Source organism: Micromonospora sp. NPDC005205 (genome assembly GCF_040608275.1).
Lineage (GTDB): Bacteria > Actinomycetota > Actinomycetes > Mycobacteriales > Micromonosporaceae > Micromonospora.
The window spans coordinates 1-21,224 of record NZ_JBEXHV010000035.1 but is presented as its reverse complement, the minus strand read 5'-3'; the positions used below and the strand labels follow the sequence as shown (position 1 = coordinate 21,224).

Here is a 21,224-nt window from a genome sequence, read left to right as displayed (position 1 = left end):
TGTGCCGGTGGTTCCCCCGGCTGGCATGCTGGCTCCCGTGTCCTGGGGGCCTGAGTGCACGACCTGCTGACCTGGGTGCAGGGTCTGCCCACCCTGTGGATCTACCTGGTCGCCGCGCTGATCGTGGCGGGCGAGACCGCGGTGATCTTCGGCCTGCTCGTGCCGGGTGAGGCTACCCTGCTGCTCGTCGGCTTCCTCACCTACAACGGTACCTTGCGGCTCGGGCCGGCGTTGCTCGCGATGATCGTCGCGGCGGTCCTCGGCGATGGGCTGGCCTTTCGGGCCGGACGGCGGTACGGCTCCCGGCTGCGCGCCGGGCTGGGTCACCGGGTCGGGCCGCAGCGGTGGGCCCGCGCCGACGCCATGCTGGCGCGCCTGGGTGGGCGGGGGGTGTTCGCCGCCCGATGGGTGGCTTTCGCCCGGACCCTGGTGCCCCGGCTGGCCGGTGCGGCCGGTATGCCGTACCGGCGGTTCGCCCTCTGGAACCTGGCCGGGGTGGTGACCTGGGTGGGCGGCTCGGTGCTGCTCGGTCACCTCGCCGGTGAGTCGTACGACACCGTCTCCCGGCTTCTGGGCCGGGCCACCGGGGTGGCGTTCCTGCTGCTGGCCGGCCTGGTGGGTGTGGTGCTCGTGGGTCGGTGGCTCGGCCGCAACCCCGACCCGGCGCGCGCGCTGCTGTCCCGGGCCGGCGCGCTGCCCCCGGTGCGGTGGCTCACCGCCCGCTACGGGGTGCTGTTCTTCCTGGTGGCCATGCGGATCGGCCCGGCCTGGACGCTGCTGCTCAATCTGGCCGCCGGGTTGCTGCTCCTGTTCGCCGCCGGGCTCGCCATCGCCGGTCTGCTCGCGCTGGCGGTCCGCAACAGTGGTCTGGCCGCGCTGGACGGCGCCGTCGCGGGGTGGTTCGCGGCTCGGCGCACCCCGGACGCCGCCGACGCCACACTGGTCCTGGTGTCGGTGGTACGCGGGTCGGTGCTGATCCTGTTGGTGGCGCTGGTGGCGGCGGTGCTGGCGTGGCGCAACCGACCCTGGCGGGCGGATCTGCTCAGCGTGGTCGGTACGGCGGGCGCGTTCGTGCCGCTTGTGGTGCTGGCCGTGGTGGCCGAACTGACCGGCCCGCACGGGACCGCCCCGGGCGGCGGTGAGGTGGCTGCGCTCTCCACCCAGAGCGCCGTGGTCGCGGCGAGTTTCTGCACCCTGGCGTGGCTGGTGTCGCGCAGCGCCCGCTGGCCGGTGGCGGTGGCTGCCTGGACCGCCGCCGCGGCGGGGGTGCTCGGGATCGGCGGCGCGCGGCTCTATCTCGGGCTGGAGACGGCGAGCGGGACGGCCGCGGCGGTGCTGCTCGGGGTGCTCTGGACCGTGGTGTTCATGGTCGCCTGGGCGACCCGGGACCGGGCGGTGGGCAAGGGTCAGCCCCCGGTGGACCAGGCCCCCCGGCGGCCGTCGCAGGGGCAACGCCGCCCGGTCGAACCTTGTTAGGGTGCGGCGACAATCACACGGGGGAGGCATCGGCATGGTTCGACGTACCGATCGGCTGGGCGCCGCAGTGCTCGCCGGGCTTCTGCTGGCGGGCGCGCTCGTCGGCTGCGCCGCCAAGGGGGAGAGCCCATCGGGCGTGGCCGCGCCGGTCGCCATCACCGACGGGCCGACCGATGCCCCGTCCGACGAGGTCGACGGGGAGCCGAGCCCGTCGGTGAGCGCCGTGGAGTCGATGGGTTCCGCGCCGAGTCGGAGCGCTACCCCGAAGCCGAAGACGACGAAGAAGCCGACCCGGGCGGCGCCGAAGCCGCGCCCGGTGCCGAAGCCGCCCACCGAGACCGAGGTCCCACCGGCGCCGCCGAAGCCGGCGCCGAGTTCCTGCAAGCCGACCTACAAGGGCAGCCAGGCGAGCCGGTCCGAGGTGAAGGCGGCGCTGACCGACGCGGCGAGCCGTACCTACTGGCCGGTGTCGGCACCGGACATCAAGATCCCGCTCAACCTGCTCAAGGCCACCGCGTGGCAGGAGAGCGGCTGGCAGTCCAACATCTACGCCTGCGACGGTGGGGTCGGGCTGTTGCAGGTGATGCCGGACACCGCGACGTGGATGAACCAGCGGTTCGAGAAGAGCTACAAGATCGACGCGTACCAGGACAACGCCTACCTCGGCGCCACCTACCTGGCCTGGGCGACGAAGTACATCGGCGACATGTACTTCGAGTCCGACTTCCGGCTCGACCCGGCACTGTGCACCAGCGAGCTGAATTCCTGCCTGCTCAACGCCGTCATCGCCGCGTACAACTTCGGGCACGGTGCGGTGGCTCAGGAGGGGAAGCCGCTGACCATCCCCAACCCGTCGTACGTGCGCAACGTGCGGGCACTGATGAACGAGTGCGTCTGCCTGGCGTACTGACCCTCGTCGGGGCCGTGGCGGATTCGCCGCGGCCCCGACGGGTCGGTCAGTCGTGTGTGGCGACCGGCTCGGGCGAGCGCGGGGTGGCCCCCTGCACCGGGTCGGGCGTGATGCGGCCGGGCCACCAGAAGCGGTCGCCGAGCAGGAACGCCAGCGCCGGCACCAGGACCGTACGGACCAGCAGGGTGTCGAGCAGCACACCGATGCAGACGATGATCCCGATCTGGGTCAGGGTGATCAGCGGCAGCACACCGAGCACGGCGAAGACCGCGGCCAGCAGCACTCCGGCGCTGGTGATCACACCGCCGGTCACCCGCAGGGCGGACAGCATCCCGGCGCGGGTGCCGGCGCTGCGGGCGTCCTCCCGGGCCCGGGTGACCAGGAAGATGTTGTAGTCCACCCCGAGCGCCACCAGGAACACGAAGGCGAGCAGCAGCACACCGCTGTCCAGCGCCGGGAAGCCCAGCACGTGGTCGAAGAGCAGCCAGGCCGCGCCGAGGCTGGCGAAGTACGAGGCGATCACGGTGAGCACCAGCAGCAGCGGCGCGAGCAGACCGCGCAGCAGCAGCACGAGCACACCGCCGACCAGCAGCAGGATGATCGGCAGGATGAGCCGCAGGTCCCGGTCGTTGGCCTCGTCGGAGTCGTACGTGGCGGCCACGGAGCCACCGACGATCGCCCCGGACGGGGCGTCGGCACCGGCGGCGGCCGGCGGCGCGGAGTCGGGAACGGCGGCGACCGCCGCGCGCAGCGCCTCGATCGCGCGGTCCGAGGCGGTGGTGCCGGGTTCGGCGTCGAGGACCACGTCGACCTGGGCGACGGCCGCGCCGGCGTCGCCGGGGCGTGCCGAGGCGACACCGGGTACCGCTGTGGCGGCGTCGGTGACCGCCCGCACCGCCGCCGGGGTGGTGATCACGGCGACGGGCTGGGTGCTGCCGGCGGGGAAGGCCCTGGCCAGGGTCTGTGCGCCGGTCACCGCCTCGGGCTCGGCCCGGAACTGTTCGGTCTCGGACAGGCCGGTACGGATGCCGAGCCCACCCAGCGCCAGGCCGCCGAGCAGCACAGTGGCCAGCGTCGCGACCACCACCGGGCGGCGTTGCACGGCGGCGCCGAGTCGACCCCAGAGCCGACCCTCACGTACCGGGCCGCCGACCCGGGGCACGAACGGCCAGAACAGGCCGCGACCGAAGAGCACCAGCACGGCGGGGAGCACGAACAGGGCCGAGAGCATGGCGAAGACCACACCGGTGGCGCAGGCCACGGCCAGTGCCCGGTTGGTTTCCTGCTCGCTGAGCAGCAGGGTGAGCACGCCGAGCACGACGGTGCCGCCGCTGGCGAGGATCGGCTCCGCGGTGCGGCGCAACGCGGCGCGCATCGCCGCGAACCGGTCCTCCTCGCGGCGCAGCTCCTCCCGGTAGCGGGCGATGAGCAGCAGCGCGTAGTCGGTGGCGGCGCCGAAGACCAGCACGCTGGCGATGCCGGTGACCTGACCCTGCTGGAGGTTGATGCCGACACCCGGCACGATGACGTCCACCGCGCGCAGGGTGAGCTGCTCGGTGGCGGCGACCACGACCAGCGGCACGATCCACAGGAACGGGCTGCGGTAGGTGATCAGCAGCAGCAGCGCGACCACGGCGGCGGTCACCACGAGCAGGGTGACGTCGGCGCCGTCGAACACCGAGGAGAGGTCGGCGGTGAACGCCGGGGAGCCGGTCACCTCGGCGGTCAGCCCGTCGGGCAGGTCCGCGAGGGTGGCGCGCAGCTGGGTCACCGCGTCGGTGACGACCTCCTGCCCGCCGGCGGTGTCCAGCGGTACGGCGACCAGGGCCACCGCGCCGTCCGGGGAGACCTGGGCGGGGCTGACCTGCCCACCCACCGCGAAGCGGCGCAGGTCGTCGGCGCGAGCGCCGACGGTCGCCCGGTCGGTTTCGCTCAGCGCGCCGCCGTCACCGCGACTGATCACCACGATGGCCGGCTGCACGTCGCTGGAGGGCAGCTGATCCTGCAGGCGTTGCACCTGGGTCGACTGCCACTGCACGGACAGGCCGGTGGCGGAGACCGGTGCCGGGTTGTCCGGCTGGGGTGTCCCGAAGACGGCAGCGCCCACGACGATCGCGGCGGCCACTGTGAGCCAGGCGGCCAGCCGGCCACGAGCGACTCTGGTGAACACAGACATCAGATGACCTCAAGGTCTTTCGGAAGTCGAGTATCTTGATAGCCGAGATTATCCGGGGCTGTTCTATGCTGCAACCCGGGGGATCAACGACGGGAAGAAGCGGCGCGAGGTGGCGACTCACGGCATGTACCGACGGCGCGACACGCGCCGCGAGCAGCTGGCCGCGGAGATCACCAACAACCTCCGGCGGTACACGGCGGACGCCCAGCAGGTCGGCCACGCCTTCGCCAACCTGCACGGCCTCAACCCGACCGACCTGCAGGCGTTGATCGCGGTGATGGACGCCGAGCTGCTCGGTGACCCGATCACCCCCGGCCGTCTCGGCGAGCAGCTGAACCTCTCCTCCGGCTCGGTCACGGCCCTGATCGACAGGCTGGAACGGGCCGGGCACATCCGCCGCGACCGGGACACCGTCGACCGGCGCAAGGTGCTGCTGCACTACGCCGATCAGGGTGCCACGCTGGCCATGGAGTTCTTCCGGCCGCTGGGCGCCCGTACCGACACGGTGATGGCCCGCTTCAGCGAGGACGAGCTGGAGGTGGTGCACCGGTTCATGGAGGAGATGAGCGAGTCGCTGCGCGGGCACCGCGACGCGGTGCGCGCCACCCGGCCGGAGTCACCCCGCCGCCCGACGGGCTGACCGGTGCCGCACCTCGTCACCCGCCTCGCCAGCGCCGCGCTGCGCCTAACCCCGACCCGCCCCGGCCGGGTGCGGGTCAGCCGTGACCTCGCGGTGCGGGCCCGCGACGGCGTGGTGCTGCGCACCGACCACTACGCCCCGGCCGTCCGCGGTGCGCCGACCGTGCTGATCCGCACCCCCTATGGGCGGGGTGGGCCGCTGCGGCTGCTCGGTCGGCTGCTCGCCGCCCGGGGTCGACATGCGGTGATCCAGTCGTGCCGGGGCACCGGCGGCTCCGGTGGAACGTTCGCCCCGCTGGTGCACGAGCGCGACGACGGCGCGGACACGCTGGACTGGCTGCGTCGCCAGCCCTGGTGGTCCGGGCAGCTCGGCATGTTCGGGGTCAGCTACCAGGGCTTCGCCCAGTGGGCCCTGGCCGCCGACGCCGACGAGGAGCTGCGCGCCATGGTCGCGGTGGTGACCGCCTCGGCCACCCGCGACTCGACGTACGCGGGGGAGTCCTTCGCCCTGGACACCGTGCTGACCTGGGCGGAGCTGCTGCACGCGCAGACCGTGCCGTGGCTGGCCCGGCAGTGGGAACTCAAGCGCGGGCAACCCCGGCTGGCCGCCGCGCTGGAGCACCTCCCGCTGGCCGAGGCCGACCGGGTGGCCACCGGCGTGACCATCCCGTTCTTCCAGGAGTGGCTACGCCACCACACACCGCAGGCCGCGTACTGGCGGACCCGGGTCTTCGCCGACCAGGTCGCGAAGGTGCGGGCGCCGGTGGTCATGGTCACCGGTTGGCACGACATCTTCCTGCCCGCCCAACTCGACGACCACGCCGTGCTGCGCGCCGCCGGCACACCGCCGCGCCTGGTCATCGGCCCATGGACGCACGGCAGCCCTGGACTGTTCGTGGGCGCGCTGCGCGAGGGGTTGGCCTGGCTCGACGAGCATCTGCCGGCCACCACCCGATCGCGCGGCCCGGCGGGACCAGCCCGGCCGCCCGTGCGCATCCACGTCGGCGGCGCCGGTGGCGGCTGGCGGGACCTGCCGGACTGGCCACCCCCGGCGGTCCAGACCGCCTGGCACCTGCAACCCGGTGGCGCGCTGGCGGCACGCCCACCTGTCGTGTCGACACCGGACGCGCTCCGCTACGACCCCGCCGACCCCACCCCGTCGCTCGGTGGTCCACTGCTCGTCGCCCAACGGGCCGGCCCGGTCGACAACCGGCGTGTCGAGGCCCGCCCCGACGTGCTGACCTACACCAGCGCCCCGCTGGCCGCGCCGGTCGAGGTGATCGGCCCGGTCCGCGCCGAGATCCACCTGCGCAGCGATCTGCCCTACCTGGACGTGTTCGTTCGTCTGTGCGACGTGGACCGCCGGGGTCGCTCGTGGAACGTGTGCGACGGTCTGGTGCGGGTCACGCCCGAGCGCTTCCCGGCCGACCCTTCCGGGGCGCTGCGGATTCCGGTGCCGCTCTGGCCGACCGCGTACCGCTTCGCCGCCGGGCACCGACTGCGGGTGCAGGTCTCCGGCGGCGCCCATCCACGGTGGGCGCGCAACCCCGGCACCGGAGAGCCGCTCGGCACGGCGGTGACGCTGCGTGCCGGTTGGCGGCAGGTTCTGCACGACCCGGCGCACCCCTCGGCGCTGCTGCTGCCGATCGTCCACTCTGCCCCGCACCAACCTCCAATCTGAACAGACCCCTCCTGAGCTGGGCGTTTACCGAAAATGCGGGCTATGGTGGAGTCAACGCCCGGCGCCGTGCACCAGTAGGCCGGGCTCGCCCGAAGCCCAGCACCGCGTACGCGGTGTGACGTCGTGCCCGGTCCCCGCCTCTCGGAAAGGGGGACCCCATGACCCGGGCCCCGGCTAACCTTCTGGCCGTCCGAAGTCTGCTCCTCACTCACCTCGACAACGCTCCCGGGCCCGACGACCTGGATCCGGGCGAGGTCGGCATCGTCGGTGACTCGTCCCACCGGGGCGGCTACCACTGCGGATCGGACCGGGTGGTCCCCAACGACTACTCGGTGGTCGAGTCGCCTCGGGACCGGGCCGGGCTGACCCTCGACGCGGCGGCACTGGACGTCGGACAGTTCGATGTCCGTTCCGGTGGCCGATCGAACACCCTGCCCAGCTTCTCGGTCTGGTGCGTGGCGCAGTGCGCCGCGAACGCGGCCGACACCCGGGACATCCGGGAGATCATCTACAGCCCCGACGGCAGCACTGTGAAGCGGTGGGATCGCCTCGGCAAGCGCACCACCGGCGACAGCTCACACCGTTGGCACACCCACTTCAGCTTCTTTCGCGACGCCATCAAGGCGGGCCGCGACCAGCGGCCCCTGTTCCGCCGCTACCTCAGTTCCATCGGACTCCTGGAGGACGACGACATGACCCCCGAAGAGCACAACTGGCTGGCCACCGTCCACAAGAACCTAACCGTCCTGGACGGTCGCAACCCGATCGGGCAGATCTACACCCGGATGGCGATGGGTGAGGACGCCACCGTTCCGAACTTCAGGTCGGCCCACCCGACCCTGAAGTCGCTCGGTTTGCAGGTCACCGCCCTGCAGGCCGCACTGACGGAGTTGTCCAACCGGGACTTCACCGACGAGGAGGCGATCATCCAGGGCGTGCTGGCCGGGCTGACCCCGGAGGAGATCGCTGCCGCGATCCCGCCCACGATCGCCAAGCAGGTGGCCGACGAGTTGGCCCGCCGGCTCGTCGCCTGAGCGAGGGGCGGTTCGTAGCCGCCGGGCCGCCCCTCTTGACGCAATCCGCAACGACTGTTGGGCAATAAGTGTTGCGCAACAGTTGTTGCGGATGTCAGGCTGTCGACATGAACAGCCCCGACGTACGCCAGATCACCGACTCCCGGGTGTTGGCCGCCATGTCCCACCCGCTGCGCCGCCGGCTGATGGACGTGTTCAAGGTCCACGGGCCCTCCACCGTCGGGCTGCTCGCCGAGCGCACCGACCAGGCCCCCGCGAACGTCAGCCACCACCTCAAGGTCCTCGCCGCCGCCGACCTGGTCGCCGAGGCGCCCGAATTGGCCCGGGACCGGCGCGAGCGGTGGTGGCGCCTGGTGACCCGGGGGTTGCGCTGGTCCAACGCCGACTTCGACGCCGACCCGGCCTCCCGCGCGGTCGCCGACGCCGCCACCTCGCTCAACCTCGACCGGCACGTCGCGCTGGCCCGGGCCTGGCACGCCGCCGACGAGGCCGAGCAGGCATCCTGGCGCGACGCCGCGTTCTCCACCGACCACTGGCTGCGCCTCACGCCCGAGGAACTGGCCGAGTTGAGCCGCGAGATGATCGGCATCCTCTCGCGCTGGGCCAACCGGGACCTGCCCGACGACGACGCGGAGCGCCGACCGGTCTTCGTGTTCGTCCACGGCGTGCCGGCGCGACCGTGACCGCCGCCACCCGCGGCGACCCGACCCCCGTGCGCCATGCCGGCGGGCTGCTGCGGCACCGCGACTTCCGGCTGCTCTGGACCGGCCAGACGGTCAGCAGCATCGGCAGCAACGTCACCACCGTCGCGCTTCCGCTGGTCGCGGTCGCCGTCCTGGACGCCGGCACCTTCCAGGTGGCGGTGCTCACGGCCGCGGCCTGGCTGCCCTGGCTGCTGATCGGCCTGCCGGCTGGCGCGTGGGTGGACCGGCTGCCCCGCCGACCCGTGATGGTTGCGTGCGACCTGTTCCGCGCGCTGCTCTTCCTCAGCGTGCCGCTCGCCGCCGCGCTCGACCGGCTCACCGTCTGGCACCTGCTCCTGGTGGCGCTCAGCGCCGGCGTCGCCCGTGTCTTCTTCGAAACAGCCGACCAGGTGTACCTGCCGGTGCTGCTGCGACCCGAGCAACTGCCGGAGGGCAACGCGAAGCTGCACGCCGCCCAGACGGCGAGCTATGTCGTCGGTCCCGGCGTCGCAGGTCTGATCGCCCAGCTCATCGGTGCGGTCACCGCTCTGCTGCTGGACGCGATCAGCTTTCTGGTCTCCGCTGTGTGCCTGCTGCGGATCCGCACCGTCGAACCGCGCGTTCGCCGAGTGGACCAGTCCCGGTCACTGCGCCGCGATATCGCCGAGGGGCTGCGCTTCGTCGCCCGAGACCCGTACCTGCGGGTGCTGACGGTCTTCGGCGCGGCCAGCAACATCGGCCTGACCGGTTACCAGGCCGTCCTGGTGGTCTTCCTGGTACGTGAGTTGCGTCTCGAACCGGGCCTGGTGGGTGGGCTCGTCGGTGTGATGAGCGCCGGCGGGATCATCGGCGCGCTGCTCGCCACCACTGTGGCCCGGCGCTGCGGCACCGCACGGGCAGTGCTGATCGCGGCGGCGCTCACCGGCCCGCCCGCGCTGCTCATCCCGCTCGCCGCACCCGGCGTCGGGCTGGCCTGGCCAGCCCTCGGCGGCCTGCTGATCGGCCTCGGGGTGGCCATCGGCAACGTGGTCAAGGGTGCCTTCCGGCAGACCTACACGCCGCACCACCTGCTGGGCCGAGTGACGGTGAGCATGCATCTGCTCAACTACGGCACGATCCCGCTGGCGGCCGTGCTGGCCGGTGCCATCGGCGCACGTTACGGCGTCGAGACGGCAATTGTCGTGATGACCGCCTGGCTGGCGCTCACCCCGTTGATTCTGTTGGTAGGGCCAATCCGGAGGCGGCGGGACCTGCCCGCCGCCCCGGCGGCGTCTTGAGTGCGCTGCGACGGCGGCCGGAGACCGGCCGCCGTCACCGGCACGGAGCTACATCGGGCGGACGTTGTCCGCCTGCGGACCCTTCTGCCCCTGGGTCACCTCGAACTCGACCTTCTGGCCCTCGTTGAGCTCCCGGTAGCCGCTCGAAGCGATGGCGGAGTAGTGGACGAACACGTCCGGCCCTCCACCGTCCTGCTCGATGAAGCCGAAGCCCTTTTCCGAGTTGAACCACTTAACCGTGCCGGTTGCCATGCATCTCTCCCTGTTCAAAGCGGCTGACCCTCGGCCTCTGGCCGATGATCGCCCGTACCTGTTCGACAGTAACGGGCAAAACCCCGATCCGCTGGCCGAAGTGCCGTAGGTATTTAACTGAACTCGGGTGAACTCCGCGCGGCGGCATGTGAAACCCGCCCCGACCAACCGCCGCTGCGGCATGCTTGCGCCGATGAGAGATGCCGCAGTCGACGCGCTGACCGAGCTGGAACGCGAGATCCACGCGCCCGGTGCGGGTCTGGACCGGCTCCGGTTGATGCCCACCCCGTTCGTCCCCGAGGTGCGGCTGCACCTGGCCGAGGACGCGATCGTCTGGTGGGCCCGGATGGAGGCCGCCGCCGGACATGCGCTGCCGGCGCCGTACTGGGCGTCCGCCTGGGCCGGGGGACAGGCCCTGGCCCGCCACCTCCTGGACCACCCGGAGCTGGCCGCCGGTCGCCGGGTGCTCGACCTCGCCGCCGGATCCGGGCTGGTAGCCATCGCCGCCGCGCTCGCCGGCGCCGCGGAGGTGATCGCCAACGACATCGACCCGTACGCCGTCGCCGCCGTCACCCTCAACGCGCGGGCCAACCACGTCTCCGTCGACGCGACCGGGGACGACCTGCTCGACAGCACCGAAGCGAAGGTCGACCTGGTCGTCGCCGGAGACGTCTTCTACGACCGCGCGATGGCCGACCGGATGCTGCCCTTCCTGCAGCGGGCCGCCGCCGCAGGTGCCGACGTGCTGGTCGGCGACCCCGGCCGCGGGCACCTGCCGACGGACCGCCTGACCGTGCTGGCCGACTACCCGGTACCCACCACCGAACCGTCGGTCGACTCGTCGCTACGCCACGTGCAGGTGCTGCGCCCCGACTGAGGCGCACCCCCGACTCAGGGGCGACCCCGAGGCGGATACCAGGGGTCACTGGGGGCTACGACCGGAGGTCCGAAGTGGCGCCACGGCCATAGCGTCGACGCATGACGCAATGGCTGGCCCAGATCGGAGAACTACCGGTTCTGCTGCTGATGGGCGCGCTCGGGCTCGTCATGCTCTTCGACGCCGTACCCCTGCTGGGTGTCCTGGTCCCCGGCGACGTCGCGATCCTCGCCGCCGTCGGCGTCGGCCGCCCGAGCACCGGGCTGGCCACCTTCACCGCGGTGCTGATCGGTTGCCTGGCCGGCTGGTCACTGAGCTTCCTGGTCGGCCGTCGCTACTCCGACCGACTGCGCGACAGCCGCATCGGTGGCTGGATCGGCGAGGCCCGCTGGACAGCGGCCGAAGGAATCCTGCGTCGCGGCGGCGGCCGGATGATGGTTGTCGCGCCGTTCCTGCCGGTCTTCAACGCGCTACTGCCACTGGCCGCCGGCGGGCTGCGGATGTCGTACCGCCGATTTCTCGGCTGCGCGACGATCGGCGCGGCCGCCTGGGCCGGTCTCTACCTCGCCCTGGGCACCGCGTCGCGGTCGGTGGCCGCGCTGCTGCCGGGCGACCCCAGCCCTCTGCTGGTCACGATGGGGGTCGGGCTGGTGCTGGCCTCCGTCGCGTTGCTGGGGGCGCGGCGGCGGTTGTTCTCCGTGGTTGGCTGAGCTTTCTTCGTTCCGGGGGTCGCTGGAGCCGGGTTGCGGTGGGTGAGGGGCTCGCGCCGTGCCTGGCTCGGGAGCCGGGTTGCGGTGGGTGGGGGCGGGGGCCCGCCGTGCCCGGCTCCGGGCGGTCAGGCTTGATCCCTGCGCCGGGCACGGCGGGCCCCCGCCCCCGTCGTGGTTCCGGTTTGTGCGGGGGTGCCGCCGCCGTCGGTGGGTTGGGTGATCTTGGTGGTGGTGGTGGGGGTTACCAGCCTCTGGCTTTCCACTGGGGGAGGGCGGGGCGCTCGGCGCCCAGGGTGCTGTCCTTGCCATGGCCCGGGTAGAACCAGGTGTCGTCCGGGAGTTGGTCGAACAGCTTGTGCTCGACGTCATCGATCAGCGCCGCGAAGCGCTCCGGGTCCTTGTCGGTGTTGCCCACCCCACCAGGGAAGAGGCTGTCGCCGGTGAAGAGGTGCGGTGTGCCGGACGGGTCGCGGTAGAGCAGCGCGATCGAACCCGGGGTGTGCCCCTTGATGTGGATGACCTCCAACGCGCAGTCGCCGACCGCCACGGTGTCGCCGTCGGCCAGCCGCTCCGCCTCGATCGGCAGCCCCGACGCGTCATCGGCGTGCACCAACGTCCGGGCGCCGGTCTTGGCGACGACCTCCTCCAGCGCCACCCAGTGGTCCATGTGCTGGTGGGTCGTCACCACTGCGGTGAGCCCACCGTCACCGATCAGCTCGAGCAGCCGGGGCGCCTCGTTCGCGGCGTCGATGAGCACCTGATCACCGGTGCCCGTGCAGCGCAGCAGGTAGGCGTTGTTGTCCATCGGACCCACCGACAGCTTGCTGATGGTCAGCCCGTCCAGCTCCCGAACCGCCGGTGGGCCGCCGTGCGTGACGTCTCCGCTGTATGTCATGACGTTTCTATATCCATTCCGGTGGAGTAGGCAGGGGACCGTCAGGGGTGACGGAGAGCAGGGTGCCGTCGGCGCGGCCGATCAGCCAGGCGGCGAGGTCGGGGGCGGGGCCGGCGACGACCGGTGCGCCCACGCGTTCCCCGATCACCACCTCGTGCTCACTGCCGTCGAGGCGCAGCACCATCGACGGCGGTGTCGGCCCCATGGCGTGATGACTGGCCGCCTCCCGCAGCAGTCGGTGGGCGAACGTCTCCGACCAGTCCGCGGCCCGGTAGTCGGCGGCCAGATCGAGGTGGTGCACCTCGATCTCCCGCAGTCGACCCCATACCAGCAGCGCCGCCGGCCAGGGACCCTTACGCGCCTGCACCGTCGCCGCCCAGGCGTCGGCCGGCATCGCCGCGACCGCCTCGGCGAACAGGTCCGCGGTGCGTCGCAGGTCGTCCAGGTGCTCGGCCGGTGGCCGGCTCGAACCGGCTTCGATGTCGGCGGTGCGGGCGTCCAGCGAGGCGTACATCGGCAGCGCCGCCCCGGTGCGGGCCGCGGTGAGCAGGTTGACGAAACCGTCGGCGTTGCGCGCCACGTGCGCCAGGACGTGGCCGCGCGTCCAGCCCGGCAGCAGCGACGCGGCGGCCAGGTCCGCGGCGTCGAAAGAAGCGGCGGTACGCAGTAGTCGCCTGGTGGCCGCGTCCACCTCGCCCATCAGCAACAGCGGATCCGTGGTCACCCGTCGACCCTAGCGGTCCGCCGTCGCGCCGTCGCCGGGGAAATCGCTTTCGGCGCGTCGGCGCGCGACCTACCGTCAGCGGCAGACGCGGCACCGGGACATCGGACGGAGGTGGTGATCATGCCGGACGTGGCACGCGTGTTCCGCCATCACCAGCTTCGACACCGATGAGGATGCCATGACTATCGATTTGACCGCCCTCGGCTGGGATGCCGAGCGGACGGCGTACGCCGCGCGCCGCGGCGAGAACCAGCCGGGTCGGGTGGCCCGGGTGGACCGGGGAGTCTGCACGGTGCTCACCGCAGGTGGCCCGGTCCGGGCCAGTCTGGGTGGGGCGGTGCTGACCGTCGCCGCCCGGGACCCGTCCGCGCTGCCCTGCGCCGGGGACTGGGTGCTGCTCACCCACTGGCCGGACCGCCGCGTCACCGTCGAGGCGGTGCTGCCACGGCGGGGCGCGCTGATCCGACGTACCGCCGGCAAGGACGCCAGTGGTCAGGTGCTGGCCGCCAACCTCGACGCCGCCGCCGTGGTGGAGCCGGTGCACCCCGAGCCGGACGTGGGCCGGATCGAGCGGCTGCTCTCCCTGGCCCACGAGTCCGGCGCCCGGCCACTTGTCGTACTGACCAAGGCGGACCTCGCGGCCGACCCGGCCGCGCTGGCCCGCCAGCTGGCCGCCGTCGCGCCCGGGGTGCCGGTGCTGCCGGTCAGCGCCGAACGTGGCCTCGGGCTGGCACCGCTGCGCGCCGAGGTGACGCCCGGCCGCACGCTCGGTCTGCTCGGCCCGTCCGGTGCTGGCAAGTCGAGCCTCGTCAACGCTCTCGTCGGGGCGGTGATGATGCCCACCCAGGCGATCCGGCGCGTCGACGGCAAGGGCCGGCACACCACCACCTGGCGGGCGCTCGTACCGATCCCCGGTGGCGGTGCGGTGATCGACACGCCCGGTGTCCGGGCGGTCGGCCTGCTGGACGGCGCGGCCGGGCTCGATCGGGCGTTCGCCGACATCGCCGGGCTGGCCGAGGGCTGCCGGTACGCCGACTGCGGTCACGACGGCGAGCCGGCCTGCGCGGTCCGGGAGGCGGTGCACACCGGCGAGCTCTCCACCCGTCGGTGGGAGAGCTGGCGGCGGCTGCAGGGCGAGGTGGCCCACGAGAGCCGACGGCGGGAGGCCCGGGTGGCGGCGGAGCGACGCGGCGGGTGGCGTTCGGCCCGGCGTCGGGCCGCGCGTCCGCCGGCGCCCGGCGGCTACTGACCGGGCGCCCGCCGGCGCGCGGCCGACCGGGCTCCCGGGCGGCGCGGCCGACCGGGCTGAGCTGGGGGAATGTGCGGGCGAGGGAAAGTGTCGTACCTCGGGGCTAGAGTTGCCGAGGCGTGTTTTCCGCGCCCGCACGACCGCTCAAGACCACCCAGAGCGGGACAGATCCTTTGCTTCGTCTTCTCCCGGGAGTACACGCACCGTGGCCGACCGACTGATCATCCGTGGCGCGCGCGAGCACAACCTGCGTGACGTCAGTCTCGACCTGCCCCGGGACGCGCTCATCGTGTTCACCGGGCTGTCCGGGTCGGGCAAGTCGAGCCTGGCCTTCGACACGATCTTCGCCGAGGGGCAGCGCCGCTACGTCGAGTCGCTCTCGTCGTACGCCCGGCAGTTCCTCGGCCAGATGGACAAGCCAGACGTCGACTTCATCGAGGGCCTGAGCCCGGCCGTCTCGATCGACCAGAAATCCACCTCGCGCAACCCGCGCTCGACGGTCGGAACCATCACCGAGGTCTACGACTACCTGCGTCTGCTCTACGCCCGCATCGGTGAGCCGCACTGCCCGGTCTGTGGTGAGCGCATCTCCCGGCAGAGCCCGCAGCAGATCGTCGACCGGGTCCTCGCGATGGCCGAGGGCACCAAGTTCATGGTGCTCGCCCCGGTGATCCGTGGCCGCAAGGGCGAATATGTCGACCTCTTCGCCGAGCTCCAGGGCAAGGGCTACGCCCGGGCCCGGGTCGACGGCGTGGTGCACCCGCTGACCGAGCCGCCGAAGCTCAAGAAGCAGGAGAAGCACACCATCGAGGTGGTGATCGACCGGCTCACCGTCAAGCCGAGCGCAAAGCAGCGGCTCACCGACTCGGTCGAGGCCGCCCTGGGCCTGTCCAGCGGCCTGGTCCTGCTCGACTTCGTCGACCTTCCCGAGGACGACCCGGACCGCGAGCGCCGCTACTCCGAGCACCTGGCCTGCCCCAACGACCACCCGCTCGCCATCGAGGATCTCGAGCCTCGGGTCTTCTCCTTCAACGCGCCCTACGGCGCCTGCCCGGAGTGCACCGGCCTGGGCACCAAGAAGGAGGTCGACCCGGAGCTGCTGGTCCCCGACCCGGAGCGCAGCCTGCGTGAGGGCGCCATCCAGCCCTGGTCCACCGGGCACAACCTGGAATACTTCCTGCGCCTGCTGGAGGCCCTCGGCGAGGCCCAGCACTTCGACATCGACACCCCGTGGCGGGCGTTGCCGGCGCGGGCACAGAAGACGATCCTGCACGGCTCCGACGACCAGGTTCACGTGCGCTACCGCAACAAGTACGGCCGCGAGCGCTCCTACTACACCGGCTTCGAGGGCGTGGTGCAGTGGATCGAGCGCCGGCACTCCGACACCGAGTCCGAGTGGTCCCGCGACAAGTACGAGGGCTACATGCGCGACGTGCCGTGCGCGGCCTGCGGCGGTGCCCGGCTCAAGCCCGAAGTCCTCGCGGTCACCCTCGCGGGCAAGAGCATCGCCGAGGTCTGCAACCTCTCCGTGGGGGAGTGCGCCGACCTGCTCGCCGGTATCGAGCTGACCGACCGGCAGAAGATGATCGCCGAGCGGGTCCTCAAGGAGATCAACGCCCGGCTGCGGTTCCTGCTCGACGTCGGCCTGGACTACCTCTCCCTGGACCGCCCGGCCGGCACGCTCTCCGGCGGCGAGGCACAGCGCATCCGGCTGGCCACCCAGATCGGCTCCGGCCTGGTGGGCGTGCTCTACGTGCTCGACGAGCCGTCGATCGGGCTGCACCAGCGCGACAACCACCGGCTGATCGAGACCCTGATCCGGCTGCGTGGGCTCGGCAACACGCTGATCGTGGTGGAGCACGACGAGGACACCATCCGCACCGCCGACTGGATCGTCGACATCGGTCCCGGCGCGGGTGAGCACGGCGGCAAGATCGTGCACAGCGGCTCGGTGCCGGCGCTGCTGAAGAACAAGGAGTCGATCACCGGGGCGTACCTGTCCGGTCGGCGGTCGATCCCGACGCCGACGGGCCGCCGGCCGCAGGACCCGGCCCGCGAGCTGGTGGTGCACGGCGCGCGGGAGCACAACCTGCGCAACCTGACCGTCTCGTTCCCGCTGGGCCAGCTGATCGCTGTCACCGGGGTCAGCGGCTCGGGCAAGTCGACGCTGGTCAACGACATCCTGTACGCGGTGCTGGCCAACCAGATCAACGGCGCCCGGCTGGTGCCCGGCCGGCACACCCGCGTCTCCGGGCTGGAGCACGTGGACAAGGTCGTCGGCGTGGACCAGTCGCCGATCGGCCGTACGCCGCGTTCCAACCCGGCCACCTACACCGGCGTCTGGGACCACGTCCGCAAGCTCTTCGCCGAGACGACCGAGGCGAAGGTGCGCGGGTACGGCCCGGGTCGGTTCTCCTTCAACGTCAAGGGCGGGCGCTGCGAGGCGTGCTCGGGTGACGGCACGATCAAGATCGAGATGAACTTCCTTCCCGACGTGTACGTCCCCTGCGAGGTCTGCAAGGGCGCCCGGTACAACCGGGAGACCCTGGAGGTGCACTACAAGGGCAAGACCGTCTCGGACGTGCTGGAGATGCCGATCGAGGAGGCCGCCGAGTTCTTCTCCGCGATCCCGGCCATCCACCGGCACCTGAAGACCCTGGTCGACGTCGGCCTGGGCTACGTCCGCCTCGGTCAGCCGGCGCCGACCCTCTCCGGCGGTGAGGCGCAGCGGGTCAAGCTCGCCTCCGAGTTGCAGAAGCGCTCCACCGGGCGGACGGTCTACGTGCTCGACGAGCCGACCACCGGTCTGCACTTCGAGGACATCCGCAAGCTCCTGATGGTGCTGGAGGGGCTGGTCGACAAGGGCAACACGGTGATCACGATCGAGCACAACCTCGACGTGATCAAGACCGCGGACTGGCTGATCGACATGGGTCCCGAGGGTGGCCACCGTGGCGGTACCGTGCTCGCCACCGGCACCCCCGAGGAGGTCGCCGAGGTGGCCGAGAGTCACACCGGCGAGTTCCTGCGCCAGGTGCTCAAGCTCGACGGCAAGGCCAAGGGTGCGGCTGCCGCCACCACCCGGGCCGCCAAGGCCAACGGCGTGACCAAGGCGCGGGCCAGCCGCAAGGTGCCGGCCGCCGCGCGCTGACCTCACTACGCGTGCTGATGGGGTGGGGCGGGTCGGATGACGACCTGCCCCACCCCATTTGTCGGGTCGAGCGGATGCCGTGGTGAACCATCCGGCACAGTTGCCCGTGTGGAGAAGTGTGGCCGGCCTTCGACCGGCAGCGGGCTAGAGAGAGGCGAGGCATGAGTGACGATCAGGCGCTGACCGGACCAGGTACGCAGACACGTCGTAACCTGCTCACCGGCGTCGGGGCGGTCGGCGCGGCCGTCGTCCTGGCTGCCTGCGGCAGTGACGACGGCGGCAGCAGCAGCGGTGCGCCCACAAGCGGTGGCCCTGCCGTACCCAGCACCGGCGACGCTGGCGGCGGTGACCGGCAGGATGCCCAGTCGCTGGCCACCACCGCCGACATCCCGGTCGGCGGCGGCAAGGTCCTCGCCGCCCAGGGCGTGGTCATCACCCAGCCCACGGCCGGCCAGTTCAAAGGCTTCAGCCCGATCTGTACGCACCAGAACTGCCCGGTGACGAACGTCGACGGCGGCACCATCAACTGCACCTGCCACAACAGCAAGTTCTCGATCGAGGACGGCTCGGTGAAGGCCGGCCCGGCCACCAAGCCGCTGCCGCCCAAGGAGATCAAGGTCACCGGCGACCAGATCTCGCTGGCCTGACCCGACACGGGGCCGGTGGGCTGACCCGTCCGCACGTTGACCGGCCGGTCGGCCCCGCGTCGCAAGGATCGATCCGCGTTCGGAAAGTCGGGGTGTCAGCGGTGTGCCGACACCCCGACTTCCGGGGCGCCGAGTGGATCACGCCTGCGGTGGGCTGTCGGTGCTGCGGACTAGGCTTGTTGGCGTGGCTGACCCCTCGACCTACCGCCCCGCACCCGGCACCATCCCGGAGCTACCAGGGGTCTACCGCTTTCGCGACGGCACCGGCCGGGTGATCTACGTCGGCAAGGCGCGAAATCTGCGCAGCCGACTCAACTCCTACTTCGGCGACGTCTGGAACCTGCACGAGCGCACCCGGCAGATGGTCACCACCGCCGAGTCGGTGGACTGGATCACCGTCGGCACCGAGGTCGAGGCTCTCCAGCAGGAGTTCACCTGGATCAAGCAGTACGACCCGCGGTTCAACGTCCGCTACCGCGACGACAAGTCGTACCCCTATCTCGCTGTCACCCTCGACGAGGAGTACCCCCGGCTGCAGGTGATGCGCGGCGCCAAGCGCAAGGGCGTGCGTTACTTCGGTCCCTATTCGCATGCCTGGGCCATCCGGGAGACCCTCGACCTGCTGCTGCGCGTGTTCCCCGCGCGCACATGTTCCGCCGGGGTGTTCAAACGGGCCGGCCAGGTCGGTCGCCCCTGCCTGCTGGGCTACATCGGCAAGTGCTCGGCGCCGTGCGTGGGCACCGTCTCCGCCGACGAACACCGGGCCATCGTCGACGGGTTCTGCGACTTCATGGCCGGGCGCACCGACACCATGGTCCGCAAGATCGAACGTGAGATGACCGAGGCGAGCGAGCAGCTGGAGTTCGAGCGGGCCGCCCGCCTGCGCGACGACGTGGCCGCGCTGCGCCGGGCCATGGAGAAGCAGACCGTTGTGCTCGGCGACGGCACCGACGCGGACGTCGTCGCGTTCGCCGACGACCCGCTCGAGGCGGCTGTGCAGGTCTTCCACGTCCGCGACGGCCGGGTCCGCGGCCAGCGCGGTTGGGTGGTGGAAAAGACCGAGGAGCTGACCACCGGGGACCTGGTGCACCACTTCTGCACCCAGGTGTACGGCGGCGAGCACGGCGAGGCCGACGTGCCTCGGGAACTACTGGTCCCCGAGCTGCCCGCGGACGCCGACGCGCTGGCCGAGTGGCTCTCCAACCACCGGGGCAGTCGGGTGTCGCTGCGGGTGCCGCAGCGTGGCGACAAACGCTCACTGATGGAGACGGTGGAGCGCAACGCCAAGGACGCGCTGGCCCGGCACAAGCTCAAGCGCTCCGGTGACCTGACCACCCGGGGCAAGGCACTGGACGAGATCAGCGAGGCGCTGGGCATGAGCACCTCGCCGCTGCGCATCGAGTGCTTCGACATCTCCCAGATCCAGGGCACCGACGTGGTCGCCAGCATGGTGGTCTTCGAGGACGGGTTGCCCCGCAAGAGCGAGTACCGGCGGTTCATCGTCCGGGGCGCCACCGACGACCTCTCCGCGATGTCCGAGGTGCTCCGTCGCCGCTTCGCCCGCTACCTGGACGCCAAGGCCGAGACGGGTGAGGTGGGCGTGGAGTCGGCCGACGACTCGGCCGCCCCCCAGGACGCGGTCGAGCCCCAGGTCGGTGTCCTGATCGATCCGACCACCGGCCGGCCACGGAAATTCGCGTACCCGCCACAGTTGGTGGTCGTCGACGGTGGCGCCCCACAGGTCGCCGCCGCCGCGCAGGCCCTCGCCGACCTCGGGATCGACGACGTGGCCCTGTGCGGGCTGGCCAAGCGGCTGGAAGAGGTGTGGCTCCCGGACGACGAGTTCCCGGTCATCCTCCCGCGCACCTCGGAAGGGCTCTACCTGCTGCAACGGGTGCGTGACGAGGCCCACCGGTTCGCCATCACCTTCCACCGGCAGCGCCGGTCCAAGCGGATGACCGAGTCAGCGCTGGACCACGTACCCGGCCTGGGCGAGGTGCGTCGCAAGGCGCTGCTGCGGCACTTCGGCTCGCTCAAGCGACTCTCGGCAGCAACGGTCGACGAGATCACCGAGGTGCCTGGGGTGGGGCGGCGCACCGCCGAGGCGATCCTGGCCGCCCTGGACAAGGACACCAAGGCCGGCGACGGCGCGAAGCCCAGCACCTGAGCGCCGTCGCTCGCTCGCTGCCGGGCCTGAGGCGGCCACCCAGGGCGCGCTGGCTGTCCTCGCTCGCTCCGGTGATGGGCGGCAGCCCCCATGATCGTGCTCGTTCCTGGATGTCAACGCCATTGCGTTAGGCGGAGCGACTGCTCGTCAACCGGCGCCACCTCGCCGATCATGCAGTTGTGGTGGGCAACAAAACGCCCACAAACTGCCAAGCCGGGCACCACAACTCCATGATCGCCCGCGCCGCGCCGCGCCGCTCCTGCTCCTGCTCCTGCTCCTGCTCCTGCTCCTGCTCCGCGATCTTGCACTTCCTGTCCCGACACGAGCCACATTCCACCCATGTCGACAACCGAAAGCGCAAGATCGGTGCGATCTTCTCGCTCCACCTACGGTGATCGACTAGGAGCCCCTTCTCCAGCACGGTTCGACCCGCCGGCCACAGCGCTAACGCCACGGTGTTTAGTGGCCTCGTTGCGCTGACTCCCCGGTCCGCCCCGCACCCGCCCCACCCCGCCCCGCCCCGCCTCGCCTCGCCCCGGTCCGGTCCGGTCCGGGGCGCAACGGACGAACGGTGCAGGCGAGCATGATCGACTCGGGTTCCGTGATGTCGGGGGGTCTCCGGCTTCGGGACACCGCGTTTTCAGGGAACCCGAGTGGATCATGCGGTTTCGGCCGT

The 21,224-nt window shown here is 71.7% G+C and carries 17 protein-coding genes; 13 read left to right on the top strand and 4 right to left on the bottom strand.

What is annotated here, in order from left to right:
• Positions 1 to 54: 54 nt before the first annotated feature.
• Entirely contained in the window at positions 55 to 1,476 is a 1,422-nt protein-coding gene (locus tag ABZU43_RS32705) for a DedA family protein (protein ID WP_355010229.1), read from the top strand.
• Positions 1,477 to 1,510: 34 nt separating this feature from the next.
• Positions 1,511 to 2,386 (top strand): lytic transglycosylase domain-containing protein, encoded by an 876-nt coding sequence (locus ABZU43_RS32700; protein WP_355010228.1) that lies wholly within the window; start codon positions 1,511 to 1,513, stop codon positions 2,384 to 2,386.
• 46 nt (positions 2,387 to 2,432) lie between these two features.
• Here ABZU43_RS32700 and ABZU43_RS32695 read toward each other — a convergent pair whose 3' ends face one another.
• Positions 2,433 to 4,562, bottom strand: coding sequence for an efflux RND transporter permease subunit (locus ABZU43_RS32695; RefSeq protein WP_355010227.1), 2,130 nt, complete (start codon positions 4,560 to 4,562; stop codon positions 2,433 to 2,435).
• Between the two features lie 124 nt (positions 4,563 to 4,686).
• Between ABZU43_RS32695 and ABZU43_RS32690 the strand changes: the two genes are divergently transcribed.
• From ABZU43_RS32690 to ABZU43_RS32670, 5 genes are all read left to right on the top strand, one after another.
• Positions 4,687 to 5,202, top strand: coding sequence for a MarR family transcriptional regulator (locus tag ABZU43_RS32690; RefSeq protein WP_355010226.1), 516 nt, complete (start codon positions 4,687 to 4,689; stop codon positions 5,200 to 5,202).
• Between the two features lie 3 nt (positions 5,203 to 5,205).
• Positions 5,206 to 6,882 (top strand): CocE/NonD family hydrolase, encoded by a 1,677-nt coding sequence (locus ABZU43_RS32685; protein WP_355010225.1) that lies wholly within the window; start codon positions 5,206 to 5,208, stop codon positions 6,880 to 6,882.
• A gap of 158 nt (positions 6,883 to 7,040) precedes the next feature.
• The gene (locus tag ABZU43_RS32680; protein ID WP_355010224.1) at positions 7,041 to 7,916 is read left to right on the top strand and encodes a hypothetical protein; all 876 of its coding nucleotides are present in this window, start codon (positions 7,041 to 7,043) and stop codon (positions 7,914 to 7,916) included.
• A gap of 107 nt (positions 7,917 to 8,023) precedes the next feature.
• The gene (locus ABZU43_RS32675; RefSeq protein ID WP_355010223.1) at positions 8,024 to 8,599 is read left to right on the top strand and encodes a helix-turn-helix domain-containing protein; all 576 of its coding nucleotides are present in this window, start codon (positions 8,024 to 8,026) and stop codon (positions 8,597 to 8,599) included.
• Positions 8,596 to 9,876, top strand: coding sequence for an MFS transporter (locus tag ABZU43_RS32670; protein ID WP_355010222.1), 1,281 nt, complete (start codon positions 8,596 to 8,598; stop codon positions 9,874 to 9,876). Before ABZU43_RS32675 ends, ABZU43_RS32670 begins: the two co-directional genes overlap by 4 nt.
• Before the next feature lie 48 nt (positions 9,877 to 9,924).
• On the opposite strand, the gene ABZU43_RS32665 is transcribed toward ABZU43_RS32670, so the two are convergent.
• Positions 9,925 to 10,128, bottom strand: coding sequence for a cold-shock protein (locus tag ABZU43_RS32665; RefSeq protein WP_007462771.1), 204 nt, complete (start codon positions 10,126 to 10,128; stop codon positions 9,925 to 9,927).
• 181 nt (positions 10,129 to 10,309) lie between these two features.
• Here ABZU43_RS32665 and ABZU43_RS32660 point away from each other — a divergent pair, with 181 nt between their 5' ends.
• Both ABZU43_RS32660 and ABZU43_RS32655 read left to right on the top strand, forming a co-directional pair.
• Positions 10,310 to 11,005 carry a 50S ribosomal protein L11 methyltransferase gene (locus tag ABZU43_RS32660; protein WP_355010221.1) on the top strand — a complete coding sequence of 232 codons (696 nt, stop codon included), beginning with the start codon at positions 10,310 to 10,312 and terminating at the stop codon, positions 11,003 to 11,005.
• Positions 11,006 to 11,106: 101 nt separating this feature from the next.
• Positions 11,107 to 11,715, top strand: a complete 609-nt coding sequence (locus tag ABZU43_RS32655) for a VTT domain-containing protein (RefSeq protein ID WP_355010220.1) — start codon at positions 11,107 to 11,109, stop codon at positions 11,713 to 11,715.
• Positions 11,716 to 11,956: 241 nt separating this feature from the next.
• Here ABZU43_RS32655 and ABZU43_RS32650 read toward each other — a convergent pair whose 3' ends face one another.
• Together ABZU43_RS32650 and ABZU43_RS32645 are read right to left on the bottom strand one after the other, a co-directional pair.
• Positions 11,957 to 12,610 (bottom strand): MBL fold metallo-hydrolase, encoded by a 654-nt coding sequence (locus tag ABZU43_RS32650; RefSeq protein ID WP_355010219.1) that lies wholly within the window; start codon positions 12,608 to 12,610, stop codon positions 11,957 to 11,959.
• A gap of 7 nt (positions 12,611 to 12,617) precedes the next feature.
• Positions 12,618 to 13,334 (bottom strand): maleylpyruvate isomerase family mycothiol-dependent enzyme, encoded by a 717-nt coding sequence (locus ABZU43_RS32645; protein WP_355010218.1) that lies wholly within the window; start codon positions 13,332 to 13,334, stop codon positions 12,618 to 12,620.
• 178 nt (positions 13,335 to 13,512) lie between these two features.
• On the opposite strand from ABZU43_RS32645, the gene rsgA reads away from it, so the two are divergent.
• From rsgA to uvrC, 4 genes are all read left to right on the top strand, one after another.
• Positions 13,513 to 14,583: a ribosome small subunit-dependent GTPase A gene (rsgA, locus tag ABZU43_RS32640; protein WP_355010217.1), complete on the top strand. Its 1,071-nt coding sequence runs from the start codon at positions 13,513 to 13,515 to the stop codon at positions 14,581 to 14,583.
• Between the two features lie 205 nt (positions 14,584 to 14,788).
• A complete protein-coding gene (gene uvrA / locus ABZU43_RS32635) occupies positions 14,789 to 17,734 on the top strand; it encodes an excinuclease ABC subunit UvrA (RefSeq protein WP_355010216.1) in 2,946 nt (981 codons plus the stop codon).
• Between the two features lie 161 nt (positions 17,735 to 17,895).
• Complete coding sequence (locus tag ABZU43_RS32630) at positions 17,896 to 18,381, top strand: Rieske (2Fe-2S) protein (protein ID WP_355010215.1); 486 nt, start codon at positions 17,896 to 17,898, stop codon at positions 18,379 to 18,381.
• A gap of 184 nt (positions 18,382 to 18,565) precedes the next feature.
• Positions 18,566 to 20,548 (top strand): excinuclease ABC subunit UvrC, encoded by a 1,983-nt coding sequence (gene uvrC / locus ABZU43_RS32625; RefSeq protein WP_355010214.1) that lies wholly within the window; start codon positions 18,566 to 18,568, stop codon positions 20,546 to 20,548.
• Positions 20,549 to 21,224 lie beyond the last annotated feature (676 nt).